Below are 16,144 nucleotides of genomic sequence, written 5' to 3' on the forward strand. Positions count from 1 at the left end.
GCGGCCCGATACGAAAAGTTCCCGCCCGGCGCGAGGACGGGCGAGTTCCGGGTATCCCGCGGGTAGCGGACCGGGTATCCGGCCGCACCGGAGGTGGAGGAGACGGGAAGTGGATCCGGCGGTGTTACTCGCGGCAGGCGGGATCGTGGCGATATTCGGTGCTGCCCGGATGAGCCGGGAACCGCGCCGGTTGTCCACCGGTTTCTTTCTGCTGGCGGCCGTCTCGCTGGTCGGCGCCGGTACGGTCGCCGCATTCGCGCGGCCGGTCGGCGCCGCTACACCGGCCGTGGCTTCGCTACTGGTCGCGGCGCTGTTCTCGGCGGCCGTGATCGTGGCGGGCCTCGGATTGCTCGTGAACGGGATCACCGTCACCCGCCGGGAGGGTGTGCGACCTGTCACGATGACTCCGGTGGTGGTGGGGTTCGGCCTTCTGGCGCTGCCCCTCGCCGCGACCCTCACGCTGCGCCGCTGGCCCGCCGTACCGCACTGGCTGATGCCGGTCGCCGCCACGGCGACCCTGGTGGGGGTGTACCTGCTGGTGCACCTGCTCGCGTTCGCCGGATACGCCACCGTGTACGCCCGGCTTCCCGAAGAGACGGGCGCGGACGCCATCGTCGTCCTCGGCTGCGGCCTCGACCGCAACCGGGTCACCCCGCTGCTCGCGGCCCGCTTGAACCGGGCGCTGCAGGTCTACCGGGCCGAAACGGCGCTCGGGCGGTCCCCGCTGATCGTCACCTCCGGCGGGAAGGGCAGTGACGAGTCCGTCAGCGAGGCCGACGCCATGGCGGAGTACCTCCTCGCGGCCGGTATCGCCGGCACCGCGCTCGTACGGGAACGGCACTCCCGCAACACCGAGGAGAACCTGCGTAACAGCATGGAGATCCTGCGCCACCACGGCCTGGACCGCCCCGGTACCCGGATCACGGTGGTCACCAGCAACTTCCACGCGCTGCGCACCGCCGCGCTGACCCGCCGCCTCGGGATCGACGCCCAGGTCGTCGGCGCCCGTACCGCACGCTACTTCGTTCCGGCCGCCTTCCTGCGTGAGTTCGTGGCCGTATCGGCCACCCATTACCGCCGCACCCACGCGGCAGTGGCCGCTGCCGTGCTCATCGCGCTAACGACCGCTGCCTATCTGTCTTTCTGAGCACCGCGGCCCGGTACCCGCCTGCGAATCCGGCGTCCACCCATCGGAGCCGGGTGGTATCCCGAGCCGCCCGGCGGCATCGGCGGCACCGGGCCCGGCCCGGATCGTGGCGGCGACCCGGCCGCGGTCGTGACGGCGCTCACGGGAGGACCGATGACAGCCCGGTTTGATTTCTATATCCCGGGTAACCGAGTTGCGTGAGGAAAAATATATTCGTACCGGCCCTATCCGATAAGCAACGTCGCGAAATCGAAACCGTCGATATTCCGGGCGGATTGTCGTTACACGGCCTACTCGATTACGAGACGCTCATCTCCGCCGAGGAGTTCGATTTCGACGACCTGCTCGAGCGGGCCCGTGCGGAACTACGCGCCTTCGACGGCCCGGTGGACGCGATCATCGCCCATTGGGATTTCCCCACCAGCGTGCTCGTTCCGATCCTCGCCGCGGAGTTCGACATACCTTCTCCCAGCCTGGAAAGCGTATTGAAGAACGAGCACAAATATTGGAGTCGTCTCCTGCAACGCGAAGTGGTCCCCGAATGCGTGCCGAAATTCTGCGCATTCGATCCGTTCGATCCCGACGCCCTGGAAAAAATAGATGTTCCGTTCCCGTTCTGGGTGAAACCGATCAAAGCGCACTCCTCACAATTGGGATTCGAGGTTCCGGACGCGGAGGTTTTCGCCACCGCCGTGGAACAGATCCGAGCCGAGATCGGCCGGATGGCCGACCCCTTCGACCGGGCACTGGCCCGGGCCGACCTCCCGGAGGAGATCCGGCGGTTCGGCGGACGGACCTGTCTGGCCGAACAGGTCATCACCGGCACCCAGGCGGCGCCCGAAGGCTCGATGTTCCGGGGTGAATTCCAGGTCCACGGCGTTTTCGATATGCGCAAGGACGCGGCGGGGCACAGCTTCGACCATCTCGACTATCCGGCGCGGACCGTACCGCCCGAGGTACAGCAGCGGATGATCGAGGTCACCGAACGCTATCTGCGGCACACCGGGTACGACAACGGATGCTTCAACTCCGAGTTCATGTGGGACGCCGATACCGGCGATCTGTGGTTGATCGAGGTCAACACCCGTATCTCCCAGTCCCACAGTGACCTGTTCATGAAGGTCGACGGTAGCTCCAACCACGCGGTGGCCATCGATGTCGCCCTGGGTATCCCGCCGCGTATGCCGCACCGCAAGGGAGAGTTCGCGGTAGCGGCTCAGTGCATGGTTCCACGCTACGAGGACGGGGTCGTGACCCGAGTACCCGGGGCCGGCGACATAGCCGAGCTACAGCGCCGATTCCCCGGAACCGTGGTGCGCCTGGACGCCGAGGTCGGTGACCGGCTGTCCGAACTGCCCAATCAGGACACGTACCGCTACAAACTCGCGACCCTCTACATCGGTGCGGGCGATCCGGAACAACTGCAGCGACGGTACGAGGAGGCCATCGCCGCGCTGCCTTTCGAATTCGAGGAGGACGACTGAGGGTGCATACCGTCGAAGAATTCCCCTACCAGGTATGCGAGACCGAGAACGTGTTCATCCCGATGCGCGACGGCGCCCGGCTCGCGGCCCGGGTGTGGCGCCCGCGTACCGAGGAACCGGTCCCCGCGGTGCTCGAGTACATCCCCTATCGCAAACGCGATCTCACTCGGGCCCGGGACGCGCTCAACCATCCGTACCTGGCCGGTCACGGGTACGCGAGTGTGCGGGTGGATCTGCGGGGCAGCGGTGATTCCGACGGCGTGCTCACCGACGAATACCTGCCCACCGAACACGACGACGCCTGCGATGTCATCGAATGGCTGGCCGCCCGGCCCTGGTGCGACGGGAATGTCGGCATGATGGGGATCTCGTGGGGTGGTTTCAACAGTCTGCAGGTCGCCGCCCGCCGGCCGCCCGCGCTGAAGGCGATCGTCAGCGCGTCGGCCACCGAAGATCTGTACGTCGACAATATGCACTACATGGGCGGTTGCCTGCTGTCGGACAATTTGTCCGAGGCCACGGTGATGTTCGCGTTCAACAGTTTGCCGCCGGATCCCGAGATCGTCGGCGACCGCTGGCGCGAGCTGTGGCGGGAACGTCTCGAGGGCAGCGGGCTGTGGATCGAACCCTGGCTGGAACATCAGCATCGCGACGACTACTGGAAACGCGCCTCGGTGAACGAGGACTACAGTTCGGTGCGCTGCCCGGTGCTGGCCGTGGGCGGCTGGGCCGACGGCTACACCAATGCGGTGTTCCGGCTGCTCGAACATCTCGACGTACCGCGCCGCGGTCTCATCGGGCCATGGGGGCACAAGTATCCGCATACGGGTGTGCCGGGACCGGCGATCGGATTCCTGCAGGAATTGGTGCGCTGGTGGGATCACTGGCTCAAGGGCCGTGATACGGGGGTGATGGACGAGCCCATGCTGCGCGCCTGGATGCAGGACAGCGTTTCGCCGCAACCGACCTACGAGGACCGGCCGGGCCGTTGGGTGGGCGAACCGAGCTGGCCGTCCCCGCACCTGCGACCCCGCCGTTTCGCCCTCTCCAGATACGGCCTGACCGAGGACGCGTCGGGCGTCGAACGGCGTGCGCTGCGGGTGCAGTCCCCGCTGAGCGTGGGCATGTTCGCCGGTAAATGGGCATCCTACGCGGCGACCCCGGACCTGCCGTCGGACCAACGGGAGGAGGACGGCGGTTCCCTGGTGTTCGAAACCGAAACGCTCGAGACGGCTTTCGAGGTACTCGGCCCCGCCACCCTGGAACTGGTGGTCTCGGCGGACCGGCCCACCGCGATGGTGGCGGCGCGGCTGTCCGATGTGGCGCCCAACGGTGAGGCCACCCGCGTCACCTACGGCCTGCTGAATCTCACCCATCGCGGCGGCAGCGAGAACCCGGAACCGCTCGAACCCGGACGCGATTACCGGGTGAGCGTGCCACTGAACGGAATGGCGCATTCCTTCCCGGCCGGCCACCGGATCCGGCTGTCGATCTCCTCCTCCTACTGGCCGCTGGCGTGGCCTTCGCCGGAACCGGCGATGCTGACCGTCACCACCGGTGAGAGCACACTGACACTGCCCCATCGCCCGCCGCGCGCGGAGGATCGGGAGCTGCGGCCGTTCGGGCCGCCGGAGGCCGCCCCCGAGGCGCCCTCGACGCATCTGACCCCCGGCACCCATCACTGGAAGGTGGAGCGCGATCTGGCCACGGGCGTCTCCACCCTGGAGATCGAGAACGACCAAGGCACCATCCGCCTCGACGACACCGGCACCGTCGTCCGCCGTGCGACGACCGAATGGTTCAGTTTCCGGGGCAACGATGTGACCTCGGTCCGGGGCGAGACGCGGACCGTACGCAGGCTCGAACGCGGCGACTGGCGCACGGAGGTCACCACACACACCACATTGCGCTGCACCCCGGAGGAGTTCGTCCTGGACGCCGAACTCGACGCCTGCGAACTGGGTGATCCCGCGGCGGATCCGCGCGAGACACGTAAACGGGTGTACTCACAGAACTGGCACCGCCGCATCCCGCGCGACCTGGTCTGACCGAAAGCCGACCTGTCCTCGGCGGACGTGCCCGGGTCGTGGCCCGGGCACCGTCGCCTACGAGGAAACCCGGATCGCCACGGCACGGCTGTTTGGTGCGGCGTGCGCAGGGTAGAGCGAGGAACGACCCCACCCGTCGCCCGGCCGGGCGGAAGTCGCGACCGATCCGGCCCGGCGGTGGTATCCCGGACGATCGGAGGATCGATGGCGGCCCAACCGAAGGTGCGCATACCGCTGCCCCCCGAAGAGGTGTTCGCCGTCCTCGCCGATGGCTGGCTGTACGGCCTGTGGGTGGTGGGCGCCACCCATATCCGCAAGGTGGACGAGTCGTGGCCGGAAGTCGGCACCCGTATCCATCACAGTGTCGGGGGGTGGCCGCTGTCGCGGAACGACACCACAGAGGTTCTCGAGGTACGAGCGCCGCATCATCTCGAGCTCGAGGCCCGGCTGTGGCCGGTCGGCGCGGCGCGAGTACGGCTGGAACTCACCGAGATCGGGCCGGGCCTCACCGAGGTCCGGATGACCGAACACGTCACCAAGGGCCCCGCGCGGCTACTGCCCGACGCACTCCAGGACCTCACCATCTTCCCGCGGAACCACGAATCGCTGCGGCGGCTCGCGGCCCTCGCCGTCGGCCGCTCCCCCACCGGACCACGCTGAGGGGCTCGCGCCCGCCCGGCCGCTCGCCCACGCCGATCGGCCGCGCCCCGGACCGGTTCGGCACCTGTGGTTCCCGGCCGGGAGGGGCATGTGCCCGAGCCGTCCGGGTAGCCCGCTGTGGGGTGTCCCGGAGCACCGGTGGAACGCCGCCGCGACGGCGTACGCGATCACCGGCACCACCCCGAAGAAAGGATACGAGACCATGGGATTTCCCGAGCAGCAGCAGACTGTCCCCGGCATACAGGCGCGAATGGACCCGCGACCGGATTGCGGAGAGGACAGCTACCGCGGCTCCGGCAAACTCACCGGCAGAGCCACCGTGGTGACCGGGGCGGACAGTGGGATCGGTCGCGCGGTAGCGGTGGCCTTCGCCCGGGAGGGTGCCGATGTCCTGATCTCGTATCTGGACGAGCACGAGGACGCCGAAGAGGTGGCGCGACTGGTGGAACAGGCCGGGCGCCGGGCGGTGCTGGTACCGGGGGATCTCGCCGATCCCGGCCACTGCGGTGCCGTCATCGACCGGGCCGTGCGGGAATTCGGCCGGATCGATGTCCTCGTCAGCAATGCGGCCTATCAGATGACCCACGAAACTCTCGAGGAGATCGGCGCCGAGGAATTCGACTACACCTTCCGGCTCAATATCGGCGCCTATTTCCACCTGGTGAAGGCGGCGCTACCGCATATGCGGCCGGGCTCCTCGATCATCGGCAGCTCCTCGGTGAACTCCGATATGCCCTCGCCGACACTGGCCCCCTACGCCGCCTCGAAGGCCGCCATCGCGAACTTCTCGGCGAGTCTCGCGCAGATGCTGGGCGAGAGGGGAATACGGGTCAACAGCGTCGCCCCGGGACCGATCTGGACTCCGCTGATCCCCTCGACGATGCCGACCGAGAAAGTCGCCGCGTTCGGCGATGATGTTCCGCTCGGCCGGGCCGGCCAGCCGGCCGAGCTGGCGGCGGCCTATGTGCTTCTCGCCTCCGACGACGGCAGCTATATCTCGGGCGCACGCCTGGCCGTCACGGGTGGCCGCCCGATCTTGTGAGCAGGGCCGCGCCGGTTCCCGAGTGGCTCGGGAACCGGCGCGAAGCCGCGGGAAGGAGGCCGCGCTACCGCGTCCGTGCCCGCGAGGTTCAGGCGGCGTTGCGGAAGGCGGGCTCGGCGAGTGCCTGCTCCCGTAGAGACTTCAGGGTCCGGGACAGGATCCGCGAGACCTGCATCTGGGAGACACCGAGGCGTTCGGCGATCTGCACTTGGGTCATACCGCCGAAGAAGCGCCAGACGAGCACCTGGCGCTCGCGCTGCGGCAGCTCTTCGATCAGCGGGCGCACCGCCATGGCGTCTTCCAGCAGTTCGTAGCAGCGTTCCTCACTACCCAGCCGGGCCAGTACCGCCGGCGACCGGGATTCGTCGTCGCTGTCCTGCACCGCCGCGTCGAGGGAGTTGCTGGTGTGCCCGTTACCGGCGACCAGGGCGCGGGTGACCTCGGTCAGTTCCACATCGAGTTCGGCGGCGATCTCACGCGCTGTCGGCACCCGTCCGAGTCGCTGGGAGAGCACCTCGGTGGCCGGACCGATCCGCAGGTGCAGCTCCTTCGCGCTGCGTGGTACCCGGACCGCCCAGGTGTGGTCGCGGAAGTGACGACGGATCTCACCCATGACGGTGGGTACGGCGAAGGAGAGGAACGATGCCCCGCGCTCCGGATCGAAGCGGTCCACGGCCTGCAACAGGCCGAGCCGCGCGATCTGCAGGAGATCGTCGAAGGTCTCGCCGCGGCCGGCGAAGCGGCGGGCGATATGGTCGGCCAGCGGAAGGCACAGGTGCACGATGTGCTCACGCAGTTCTCGCCGGTGCGGGTCGGCCGGGTCGAGGGCCGCGAGCTTCTCGAACCAGGGTTCGATGTTGTCGTAGCTGTCACCGGCACCATCGGTACGGCCGGGGCGGGAGGGGCGTTCGGACGTAGGGTTCATCGTGGGCTCCTCGGAGTCTCCCAATCGGCTCGCTGATCAATTCGACTCCCGAGACATACCCCCATTCGGTGGTGATCGAAACGTGATCTCTTCAATTCGGCGGAAAAGTGACGAACCCTACCCGGAGGACAGGGCCGGAAGTCTTGTGCGACAGCCCCTTCGGCTCCCCGGTGGAACCGGCCGGAAAGGCGTTTCCCGACCCGGCTCCGGCGAGGGGAAACGGCCGGTCACAGTTGTGTCACGGCAACCGGCCCGTCTTCCCCGGTGGAAGCGAACCGGTCAGCGAGGAAGCCCGGAAGAGGCGGGCGTGGGAGCCGGGGCCGGTTTCACCGTGAATTCGATTCCGAAGTTGTCGAAAGTGGCGGGCAGGGGTGCGTCCGGGGTGAGGCGGGGTCGGGACCGCAGCCGGAACTCGGCACCGGACAGCAGATGGGCGAGCAGGGTGCTCGTCACGAACAGGACGAGGTTGCGCCCGGGACATTCCGCGGGCCCGGCACTGAAGGGCACCAGCTGCGGGTACTCCTCGGCTCGTCCGTCCAGCCAGATGTCGGGGACGAACGTATCGGCGAAGGGCAGCTGTTGCCGGTCGCGATGGAACGCCTGCGCCAGGATCAACAGCGCGGCACCGGCCTCGATCTCGAACTGCCGCGCACCGCTGCCCCACCGGGTCCGTTCGGTGGTATCGCGCAGGATGACCGGCGTGGTCGGCCACAGCCGCACCGACTCCGATACACAGGCACGCAGATAGGGACGTGGCCGGATATCCCCGGGGTCGGCGGCGTCGGCGCGGGCCCGCGCCCGCTGCTGTGGGTGTTCGGCGAGCAGCGCCAGTGCCCGCGCGGCCGCGATACCGGCCGCGTCGAAGGCGAACAACCAGTGCGGTACCTGCCCCACCGGATCGACCGCGCCGGCGGCGGGGACCTCGGCCAGGGCGGCGGCCAGGCTGCCCGGTTCGGCGGTGGTGACCTGGTCGTAGAGCCGTTCCAGAAAGCGCTCCCGCCGCTTACGATGCGGCGGCGCGAGAAAAGACCAGTTCCCGGCCGAGCGCAACCGCCACAGTTCGTCGGTGAGCGCCTCATCGTCGCGGGCGTGTTCGCCCAGTACCAGCCGCCGCACCAGCCGCCACCACGCGCGGGTGAATTCACCGGCATCCAGCCGGCCGCGCTGCCGGGCCCCGTCGAGCAGTTCGCGGGTTTCTCCGGCGATAGCGGCCGCGAACGGCTCGGCGAGCCGGTGCACGGCGGCCGGGGTGTCGAGAGCGGCTTCGTTCACCGCCCGGCGGCTCTCGCGGACCGGGCCGCGCGAGATCAGCACACCGTGCGGCTGGAACTGGCTCAGAGCCGCTCGTTTCTCGCGGTTCGCCGGGTCGAAGGGAACCGGGGCCTGTGCGAGCACACGGCCGACATCCGCGGGATCGAGTACGACGATGACACGGCGGCCGGGGAGGGCCAGTTCCACCGGGCCCGGACCGAATTCCGCGCGGAGAGCGTGGATCCGGGCGATCGCCCGGCGATCGGCCCGGATCCGTTCGAGCAGCCCGAGCACCGCGCGGCGCCGCGCGATCACCCCCGCGGCAACGGCCGGGAATCCCAGATCGACCAGTGTGGTGGCCGCGCGGATCCCGGTGAGCCGATGCTGGTTCCCGTCTCCCATACCCGATCTCCTCCCGTCTGTGGCGCCCCTGCGCCGACGTCGGAGCGCTTACCCGGGGGTCCGACGGCGAAACGACCGGACGGCACCGTTGCGCCTTCTTCCGCAATCCCGCCCCCTGGGCGTGCCATCGCAACCGGCGCCGCAACCGCTCCGATTCTCTTGCGGCGGAACGGGCCGTCTCACGGACCGAGCGCTGGGCCGGTGTGTCCACGATCCGCCGGGACCGGCCGGCTGTACCGATCGCCGACCCCCATCGCGCGAATCTCGCCGTTTCCGCGTGGCAGATCGTCCGTCACGCGCTCGCCTGGTGGAAAACTGTGGGGATGGGTGCCACCACCACCGAGGCGCCGTCCGGTAGGCGGCCTCGCCGGTTGCTGCGCACGGCGGTGTGGTCGGCCTATCTGGTGGCGCTGGCGGTCGTCAGCGTTTTGTTCGGACCGCCCACCGACCGGATCTATCAGGCCCTGTGGATCATCGTCGGGGTCGCCGCCTACAACCCCGGCCGCCCGTGGCGCGAGTACCTGCGCATCCTGGTCGATTGGGTGCCGTTGATCAGCGCGCTGGTGATCTACGACCACACCCGGGGGATCGCCGATGGCCTCGGTATGCCGGTACGGGTGGCAGAGCTGGTCTCGGCGGAAAAGTGGCTGTTCGGGGGCACGATTCCCACGGTGCGGCTGCAGGAGCAGCTGATCCACGACGGCGTACAGCCTTGGTGGACCCTGTTCACCGGAATGGTCTACACCAGCCATTTCGTGGTGCCGTGGCTGGTCGCCGCGATCTTCTACGTCCAGTCCCGGGAGCGCTGGTCGAAATACATGCGCCGGATCGTGCTGCTGTCCTATCTGGGTCTGCTGACCTATGTTCTGCTGCCCGCCGCGCCCCCGTGGTTCGCGGCCCGTACCGGGGTGATCCCCGGCGAGATCCACCGGAGCACGGGTTTCGGCTTCCACCTGGTCGATTTCGATATCAGCGGGAACTGGCTGGCCGCACAGGGCAACCCGGTCGCCGCGCTGCCGTCCCTGCACGCCGCGTTCGCCCTGCTCGTCTCGATCACACTGTGGCCGCTGGTCGGGCACTGGTGGTGGAAGGTACCGCTGGCGTTGTTCCCCCCGGCCATGGCGTTCACTCTGGTCTACGGGGGTGAGCACTATGTCGTCGATGTGCTGGCGGGCTGGGCCTATGTCGGGGTGACGATCCTGCTGGCCGAGGCATGGGAACACCGCCGGCAGCCCGCCGGGCAGCCGGCGGAACCGGGGTCGGGGCCGCCGGACACATCGCCGGGGAGCGCGGCCTAATTCTCCTCGCGGGAACGACGCTCCACCCAGGGGGCGAGCAGCAGTGTGCACGCCCGGCGCATATCGTCGTCGACGGTGACGAAGCCTCGGCTGTCTGCGAATCCCTGCTGGTGCTCCGTCGCGACGACGACTACCGGGTGTGGCGCGCGGGCGCGAACAGATTCCAGCTCGTTCGCACCCCGCACGGCTGGCGGATCTCACGCCGGGCCACCCGGGCCCTCGACGGCGGCACGCAAGCACGTGACCTGCTGCGCGCCACACTCCCCAGGGACGTGCCCTGACCCGCCCTTCCCGCAGGCGGCGACCGGCCCGCGGCGCACCCGGTGTGTGACTCAGGCCGCTACTTCCCCGAAGTTTGCGCCGGAGCCCTGCGGGTAGTCCTCCGAGGGAGTGCTCTCGTCGTGCGCTGTCCTCATCAGGGCGGTCCGGGAGGGGGCGGGATGAGCGAGCAACGGGCGGCTAGGAGAGTCGGGTGTCGGTAGTTCTCGTGCTTCAGGCACGCGGTCTCGGTGATCTGCTCACCGCTGTTCCGGCATTGCGTGCGCTGCGCCGGGCCCGCCGCAACGATCACCTCGTACTGGCCACTTCCGCCCGGTTGCGCCCGATCGTGGACGTGATCGCCTCGGTGGACGAGATGGTGCCCATCTCCGGCCCGCAGGGATTGCGCTGGGACGGCCCGCCGCCGAAGCTCGCGGTGAATCTGCACGGGGCCGGCGCACCGCCGATCATGGAGCTCATCAAGACCCGGGCCGAACGTATTCTCAGCTACCGCGATCCCGCTTTCCCGGAGATCCCCGGACCGGAGTGGCAGGCCGACCGGCACCCCATCGACCGCTGGTGCCACTTGCTCGAATCCGACGGTATCGGCGCCGACCGGCGCAACCTGGGCCTGGTGCCGCCGGTGGCCACCACCAGCCGGCGCGACTGCATGGTGGTCCACGTCGGCGCCGGTGCGGCCGCACGACGCTGGCCCGCCGAGCGGTTCGCCGCGGTGATCCGGCATCTGCTCGTGCTCGGGCACGAGGTGGTGCTGACCGGCGACGAGTACGACCGGGACAATGCGCTGGAGATCGCGGCCCGGGCCGGATTGCCCCGTCACCGCGTGCTGGCCGGGGAACAGAACCTCATCGAGTTGTCGGCCACCGTGGCCGAAGCGTCGGTGGTGCTGTGCGGGGATACCGGCGTGGCCCATCTCGCGACCGCGTTCGGCACCCGGACCGTGCAGCTGTTCGGACCCACTTCCCCGGAACAGAGCGGGCCGCCGCAGCACCTGCGCAACCGTCACGAAGTTCTGTGGGCGGGGCGCAGCGGCGACCGGGACGCGCACACCACCGACCCCGGCCTGTTGCAGATCGAGGCGTCCGAGGTGATCGCCGCCGTGGACCGGCAGCTGGAGAAGCGGCGCAGTGAAGCCGGCGTGACCAGCGCGGCATACCGCAGGGTGGGCTGACCGTCCGCCTCAGCCCCGGCCGCGGGCCTCGCCGAGCGCCGCGGCGTAGGCGGCCAGCGCGCTCGGCCAGAACTGTTCCAGGTAGTCACGGGCATCGCCCAATCCCCGCGGATCCAGGGAATACAGCCGCCGGTTACCGGAGGGCCGCACCATCACCAGCCGCGCCTCGCGCAGCACCCGCAGGTGCTGGGATACCGCCGAACTGCTGATCCCGATCTGCGCGGCCAGTTCCCCGACCGATTTCGGGCCGGCGGGCAGAGCTTCGAAAATCGCCCGCCGAGTGGGGTCGGCCAGGGCGATCAGCGGCGCAGCTCTGTTAGCGACCACTGAATCAGTCTCACTGACCGGAATGCGCACGGTCAAATAAGATCAAATGTCTCATTTGTGCAGCTAGGCGGGACATATCCCCGGTTTCGTTACCGTTCGGTAATACGCGACCTGGGCTTATGCGGCCGAGTGACAGTAACCACATGATTGCTGAACAGGCATGACAGTCCCCTAGCTTGTAGTCATGCCCGTGACCCTTCCGTTACCTTTCCGCAAGTTCACGGTGCCGTCGACCGGCCGTCGTCGCCTGACGACGCAGTTAGTCGCCACCTCGACCGCGCTGTGCGCCGGTTTCGGCCTCTTCGCCGCCGGTGCCGGCTCCGATAACGAACAGATCACCACGGTGGCCGCCACCGAGGTTGCCCAGGCGCCGGTTCCCGTCGCAGACCTGCCCGCCGAGATGCAACCCGCCGCGCAGCAGGCCGCGCCTCAGGATCCGGCAGCCTGGGCGCCGCACCAGGAAGCGGCCGACCACCAGCCCACTCCCGTGTCCTTCCCGGCTCCCGAACCGCCCCGGGCGACCACCGTCCGACCGGTCAACGGCGTTCTCACCTCCGGCTACGGCGCACGCTGGGGTACCTCCCACAACGGTATCGATTTCGCCGGCAATATGGGCGCACCGATCCATTCGGTCACCGACGGCGTCGTGATCGAGGCCGGCCCGGCCAGCGGCTTCGGCCTGTGGGTACGCGTCCAGCAGGATGACGGCACCGTCGGCGTCTACGGCCATATGCAGGACATTCTCGTTCAGGTGGGCCAGCAGGTCCTCGCCGGTGACGTGATCGCCACCGTCGGCAACCGCGGCCAGTCCACCGGACCGCATCTGCACTACGAGGTCCACCAGCCCGGCGTCGGCCCGATCGACCCGCAGCCCTGGCTGGCCGCCCGCGGCCTCGACGTCAACAACTTCGCCGGCTGATACCACCGCCGGCTCATCCCGAACGGGCCGGCGGTACCGGAGTACCGGCCGCATCCCGTCCCGCAGCGGGACGCGACGGCCGGGTTCCGGTTCCTACCGTCGGCCCATGTACGCCATATCCCTTCCCGGCGCGCCGGAATACCCCGGCCGCCCCACGAACTCCGATCTTCGTCGGGTGATCGGACGCCTGCACCGGCCATTGCTGCTCAGTTCCGCGGCGATGGCCGGTCTGGTGTTTTTCGGCCTGGTCGCCATGATTTTCGACGAGCGGAGGGTGCTCGGCGAATCGGTCTGGCTCAAGCCGGTGAAATTCGGGCTCGCATTCTTCCTGTACTCGCTCACCCTCGCCTGGCTGCTCTCACTACCCCATACGGGGCGGCGCGTCACCTGGTGGCTCGGTGTGGTGTTCGCCGTCACCGGTTTCGTCGATGTGGGTTTCATCGTGGTGCAGGCCGCCCGCGGCACCTTCAGCCATTTCAATACCGAGACCGATACGGTCAACGAAATAGGGCAGATCGTGTTCGCCTCCGGTGTACCCGGACTCTTCGTCGCGAATCTACTGATCGCCGTAATCGTTTCGATACGTCTGCGCGCCGACCGTCCGCTGCTCCGGGCGATCCGGGGCGGGCTCGCGCTCGCGGTGACCGGGATGGCGCTCGGATATCTGATGGGATTCACCGGCACCCAGCTCGCCCGCACCGCCGACGGCCGCCTGGTGGAACTGGCGGCCGGTCACACCGTCGTCGATGCCGGTACCCGGGCGGCCGTCGGTGCGCCGGACGCGGTGGCCGGTATGCCCGTCACCCACTGGAGCACTCTGGGCGGCGATCTGCGCATCCCCCATTTCCTCGGATTGCACGGTATCCACGTACTACTGGCGACGGCCTTGCTGACGGCCTGGTGCGCCCGGCGCCGTCCCCGGCTGCGCTCCGCGGAAATCCGGAGCAGGCTGGTGGGGGTCGTCGCACTCGCCTGGGGCGGCTTGCTGGCGATCACGTTCTGGCAGGCGATGCGCGGCCAGTCGCTCGTACACCCGGACAGCGCAACCCTGCTCGCGCTCCTCGTACTGGGTGTGCTCGTCGCCGCCGGCCTGGCCGCGGCACTCACCGCCGCGCCGCCGGCCCGGCTCACCGCAACCGTTCCGCGTCCCTGGCCAGTTGGACCAGGACCGCGCTGAGTCGCGCGAGTTCGGCGGTATCGGCGCCCTCGTCGATGGCGGTGGCCACGTCCTCGGCCGCGCAGCGGGCGGCGAACCAACGGTCGGCCAGCGCCGCGGCCTCGGCAGCGCTGAGCACCACCGAATCGGCGGGGATTCCAGTGCCCTTCACATTGTTGCGGTGTTCGTAGGCGCGCTGACGACAGGATTGACGGCAATATCGGCGCCGACGCCCCGATTCCGAATCCACTATTTCCCGACCACACCACAGGCAGGACTGCAACCGGCGCGACATGACCCGACACCTTAATAGGAACAGTGCCCCCAGCACACATCGCACACCGCGCAAGGCACCGCGCGGAAGCTCGTACAATAGAAGGGCTCTTCCCAACCGGGAACGGATCGCCCCTCGCGAACGTTGACAAAACAGAGTGCACGGCCGGGAACCCGGCACGAATTCGCAATTCGTGTCACAGCGAACGGTCCGCGCACATGATCCGAACGGTCGGCGGATGGCAACGGCCGGCGAAACGCGACCCACGAGGTCGCGATAGCAAACCACAGGGGTCAACCCACTGGTTCGCCCCCGGCTCGGGTTGCGGTGCCCCGCAGCGGATACGCCCGCAGGTGTGCTCCGCTCGGTGCTCCGCCGACCGAGTGGCCGGGAACCGCGAACAGCGCGCGGCAACGCGCCGATAACACAGAGAGGACCTGTACAGATGGCAGATCGCGTACTCCGGGGCAGCCGGCTCGGAGCGGTGAGCTACGAAACCGACCGCGACCATGATCTGGCTCCCCGCCGGATCGCCCGGTACCGGACCGACAATGGTGAAGAGTTCGACGTCCCGTTCGCCGACGATGCCGAGATCCCGCCCACCTGGCTGTGCCGCAACGGCCAGGAAGGCGTGCTGATCGAGGGCACCACTCAGGAAGCGAAGAAGGTGAAGCCGCCCCGCACGCACTGGGACATGCTGCTGGAGCGACGGAGCAAGGAAGAACTCGAGGAATTGCTCAAGGAACGTCTGGAGCTGCTCAAGACCCGTCGCCGGGGCTGAGTACCCGCACCATCGCGGACTCGGAAAAGGCCGTGCCCGCCGGATCTTCCGGCGGGCACGGCCTTTCTCGTGGTCCGGTTTCAGTGGCTGGCCACCCGGCGGTACTGCAGCAGCGCCAGCGGCATGGCGATCAGCAGGATGACCACCGAACAGATGACCGCGTATTCGACGCAGTGATCGGCGGCCCAGCCGCTCGCCGGGACGAACGTCGGCGGCGCGCTGTTGTCGAACAGTTTCCGGCCCGTCGCGGCGACAGCGGTGATCGGATTCCATTCGGCGATAGTGGCCAGCGGGCCGGGCAGCGATTCGCCGGAGATGAATGCCGAGGAAATGAACGACAGCGGGAACAGCCAGATCAATCCGGCACTCTGGGCGACCTCGACATTGGGGGCGAGCAGGCCGGTGAGCGCACCCACCCACGACATGGCGAACGCAAAGAGCAGGATCACCCCGTAGGCGAGTGCGGCGGCGGCCACACTGCCCTCGATCCGCCAGCCGACGATATACCCGCACGCGGTCATCACCAGCAGGCTCACCACACTCACCACGAGATCGGAGAGCGTGCGCCCCATCAGCACCGCCAGCCGCGACATGGGCAGCGCCCGCATTCGATCGATAATGCCTTTTTCCAGGTCACCGGCCAATCCGACAGTGGTGAACGCGGCGCTGAAGGCTACTGTCTGCGCCATGATCCCGGCGATGAGGAACTCCCGGTATTCCCCGCCACCGAGGGAGGCGCCGAAAACATAGGCGAACAGAAAGACGAACATCAGCGGCTGGATCGTGGCGGTGACCAGCAGCGTCGGCACCCGCATGATGGTGAGCAGATTGCGGTGCGCCACGATCGCGCTGTCCCGGAGAATACGTAGCCGGGGCCGGGCCGCTTTCGGGATCCGGTGCGAGGCGGGCATATGATCCTGCTCCGACTCCGCCTCGGCCCCAGTGGTGGTTTCGGCTTCTTCGACCGCGACTTCTGCGGT

General features: G+C 68.5%; 17 protein-coding genes. 11 read left to right on the forward strand and 6 right to left on the reverse strand.

What is annotated here, in order from left to right:
• The first annotated feature begins 109 nt into the window (after positions 1-109).
• The 5 genes from ACYR7D_RS23930 to ACYR7D_RS23950 all read left to right on the forward strand — a co-directional run bounded on the left by ACYR7D_RS23930 (position 110) and on the right by ACYR7D_RS23950 (position 6,381).
• Entirely contained in the window at positions 110-1,147 is a 1,038-nt protein-coding gene (locus ACYR7D_RS23930; RefSeq protein ID WP_459546777.1) for a YdcF family protein, read from the forward strand.
• A 197-nt stretch (positions 1,148-1,344) separates the two neighbouring features.
• Entirely contained in the window at positions 1,345-2,631 is a 1,287-nt protein-coding gene (locus tag ACYR7D_RS23935) for an ATP-binding protein (RefSeq protein WP_459546778.1), read from the forward strand.
• Between the two features lie 2 nt (positions 2,632-2,633).
• Entirely contained in the window at positions 2,634-4,679 is a 2,046-nt protein-coding gene (locus tag ACYR7D_RS23940; RefSeq protein WP_459546779.1) for a CocE/NonD family hydrolase, read from the forward strand.
• Between the two features lie 204 nt (positions 4,680-4,883).
• Positions 4,884-5,339 (forward strand): SRPBCC family protein, encoded by a 456-nt coding sequence (locus ACYR7D_RS23945; RefSeq protein WP_459546780.1) that lies wholly within the window; start codon positions 4,884-4,886, stop codon positions 5,337-5,339.
• Positions 5,340-5,541: 202 nt separating this feature from the next.
• Positions 5,542-6,381, forward strand: a complete 840-nt coding sequence (locus ACYR7D_RS23950) for an SDR family oxidoreductase (protein ID WP_459550262.1) — start codon at positions 5,542-5,544, stop codon at positions 6,379-6,381.
• A gap of 88 nt (positions 6,382-6,469) precedes the next feature.
• On the opposite strand, the gene ACYR7D_RS23955 is transcribed toward ACYR7D_RS23950, so the two are convergent.
• Together ACYR7D_RS23955 and ACYR7D_RS23960 are read right to left on the reverse strand one after the other, a co-directional pair.
• A complete protein-coding gene (locus ACYR7D_RS23955) occupies positions 6,470-7,306 on the reverse strand; it encodes an RNA polymerase sigma factor SigF (protein ID WP_459546781.1) in 837 nt (278 codons plus the stop codon).
• A gap of 279 nt (positions 7,307-7,585) precedes the next feature.
• Complete coding sequence (locus ACYR7D_RS23960; protein WP_459546782.1) at positions 7,586-8,959, reverse strand: cytochrome P450; 1,374 nt, start codon at positions 8,957-8,959, stop codon at positions 7,586-7,588.
• 323 nt (positions 8,960-9,282) lie between these two features.
• Here ACYR7D_RS23960 and ACYR7D_RS23965 point away from each other — a divergent pair, with 323 nt between their 5' ends.
• Positions 9,283-10,257 carry a phosphatase PAP2 family protein gene (locus ACYR7D_RS23965; protein ID WP_459546783.1) on the forward strand — a complete coding sequence of 325 codons (975 nt, stop codon included), beginning with the start codon at positions 9,283-9,285 and terminating at the stop codon, positions 10,255-10,257.
• On the opposite strand, the gene ACYR7D_RS23970 is transcribed toward ACYR7D_RS23965, so the two are convergent.
• The gene (locus tag ACYR7D_RS23970; protein ID WP_459550333.1) at positions 10,254-10,442 is read right to left on the reverse strand and encodes a hypothetical protein; all 189 of its coding nucleotides are present in this window, start codon (positions 10,440-10,442) and stop codon (positions 10,254-10,256) included. The genes ACYR7D_RS23965 and ACYR7D_RS23970 overlap by 4 nt on opposite strands.
• Between ACYR7D_RS23970 and ACYR7D_RS23975 the strand changes: the two genes are divergently transcribed.
• Together ACYR7D_RS23975 and ACYR7D_RS23980 are read left to right on the forward strand one after the other, a co-directional pair.
• Positions 10,368-10,538: a hypothetical protein gene (locus ACYR7D_RS23975; protein WP_459546784.1), complete on the forward strand. Its 171-nt coding sequence runs from the start codon at positions 10,368-10,370 to the stop codon at positions 10,536-10,538. The genes ACYR7D_RS23970 and ACYR7D_RS23975 overlap by 75 nt on opposite strands.
• Positions 10,539-10,729: 191 nt before the next feature.
• Positions 10,730-11,707 (forward strand): glycosyltransferase family 9 protein, encoded by a 978-nt coding sequence (locus tag ACYR7D_RS23980; RefSeq protein WP_459546785.1) that lies wholly within the window; start codon positions 10,730-10,732, stop codon positions 11,705-11,707.
• A 9-nt stretch (positions 11,708-11,716) separates the two neighbouring features.
• Here ACYR7D_RS23980 and ACYR7D_RS23985 read toward each other — a convergent pair whose 3' ends face one another.
• Positions 11,717-12,034, reverse strand: a complete 318-nt coding sequence (locus ACYR7D_RS23985) for an ArsR/SmtB family transcription factor (RefSeq protein ID WP_459546786.1) — start codon at positions 12,032-12,034, stop codon at positions 11,717-11,719.
• A gap of 184 nt (positions 12,035-12,218) precedes the next feature.
• Between ACYR7D_RS23985 and ACYR7D_RS23990 the strand changes: the two genes are divergently transcribed.
• Together ACYR7D_RS23990 and ACYR7D_RS23995 are read left to right on the forward strand one after the other, a co-directional pair.
• On the forward strand, positions 12,219-12,953 hold the full coding sequence (locus ACYR7D_RS23990; protein ID WP_459546787.1) for a M23 family metallopeptidase: 735 nt from the start codon (positions 12,219-12,221) through the stop codon (positions 12,951-12,953).
• Positions 12,954-13,059: 106 nt separating this feature from the next.
• Entirely contained in the window at positions 13,060-14,130 is a 1,071-nt protein-coding gene (locus ACYR7D_RS23995) for a hypothetical protein (protein ID WP_459546788.1), read from the forward strand.
• Here the strand turns inward: ACYR7D_RS23995 and ACYR7D_RS24000 are convergent.
• Positions 14,081-14,404: a hypothetical protein gene (locus ACYR7D_RS24000; RefSeq protein WP_459546789.1), complete on the reverse strand. Its 324-nt coding sequence runs from the start codon at positions 14,402-14,404 to the stop codon at positions 14,081-14,083. The genes ACYR7D_RS23995 and ACYR7D_RS24000 overlap by 50 nt on opposite strands.
• 424 nt (positions 14,405-14,828) lie before the next feature.
• Between ACYR7D_RS24000 and ACYR7D_RS24005 the strand changes: the two genes are divergently transcribed.
• Positions 14,829-15,164, forward strand: a complete 336-nt coding sequence (locus ACYR7D_RS24005; protein ID WP_449895681.1) for an RNA polymerase-binding protein RbpA — start codon at positions 14,829-14,831, stop codon at positions 15,162-15,164.
• A gap of 80 nt (positions 15,165-15,244) precedes the next feature.
• Here ACYR7D_RS24005 and ACYR7D_RS24010 read toward each other — a convergent pair whose 3' ends face one another.
• Positions 15,245-16,075, reverse strand: coding sequence for an ABC transporter permease (locus ACYR7D_RS24010; protein WP_459550263.1), 831 nt, complete (start codon positions 16,073-16,075; stop codon positions 15,245-15,247).
• Positions 16,076-16,144: the final 69 nt, after the last annotated feature.

Source organism: Nocardia sp. X0981 (assembly GCF_977089955.1).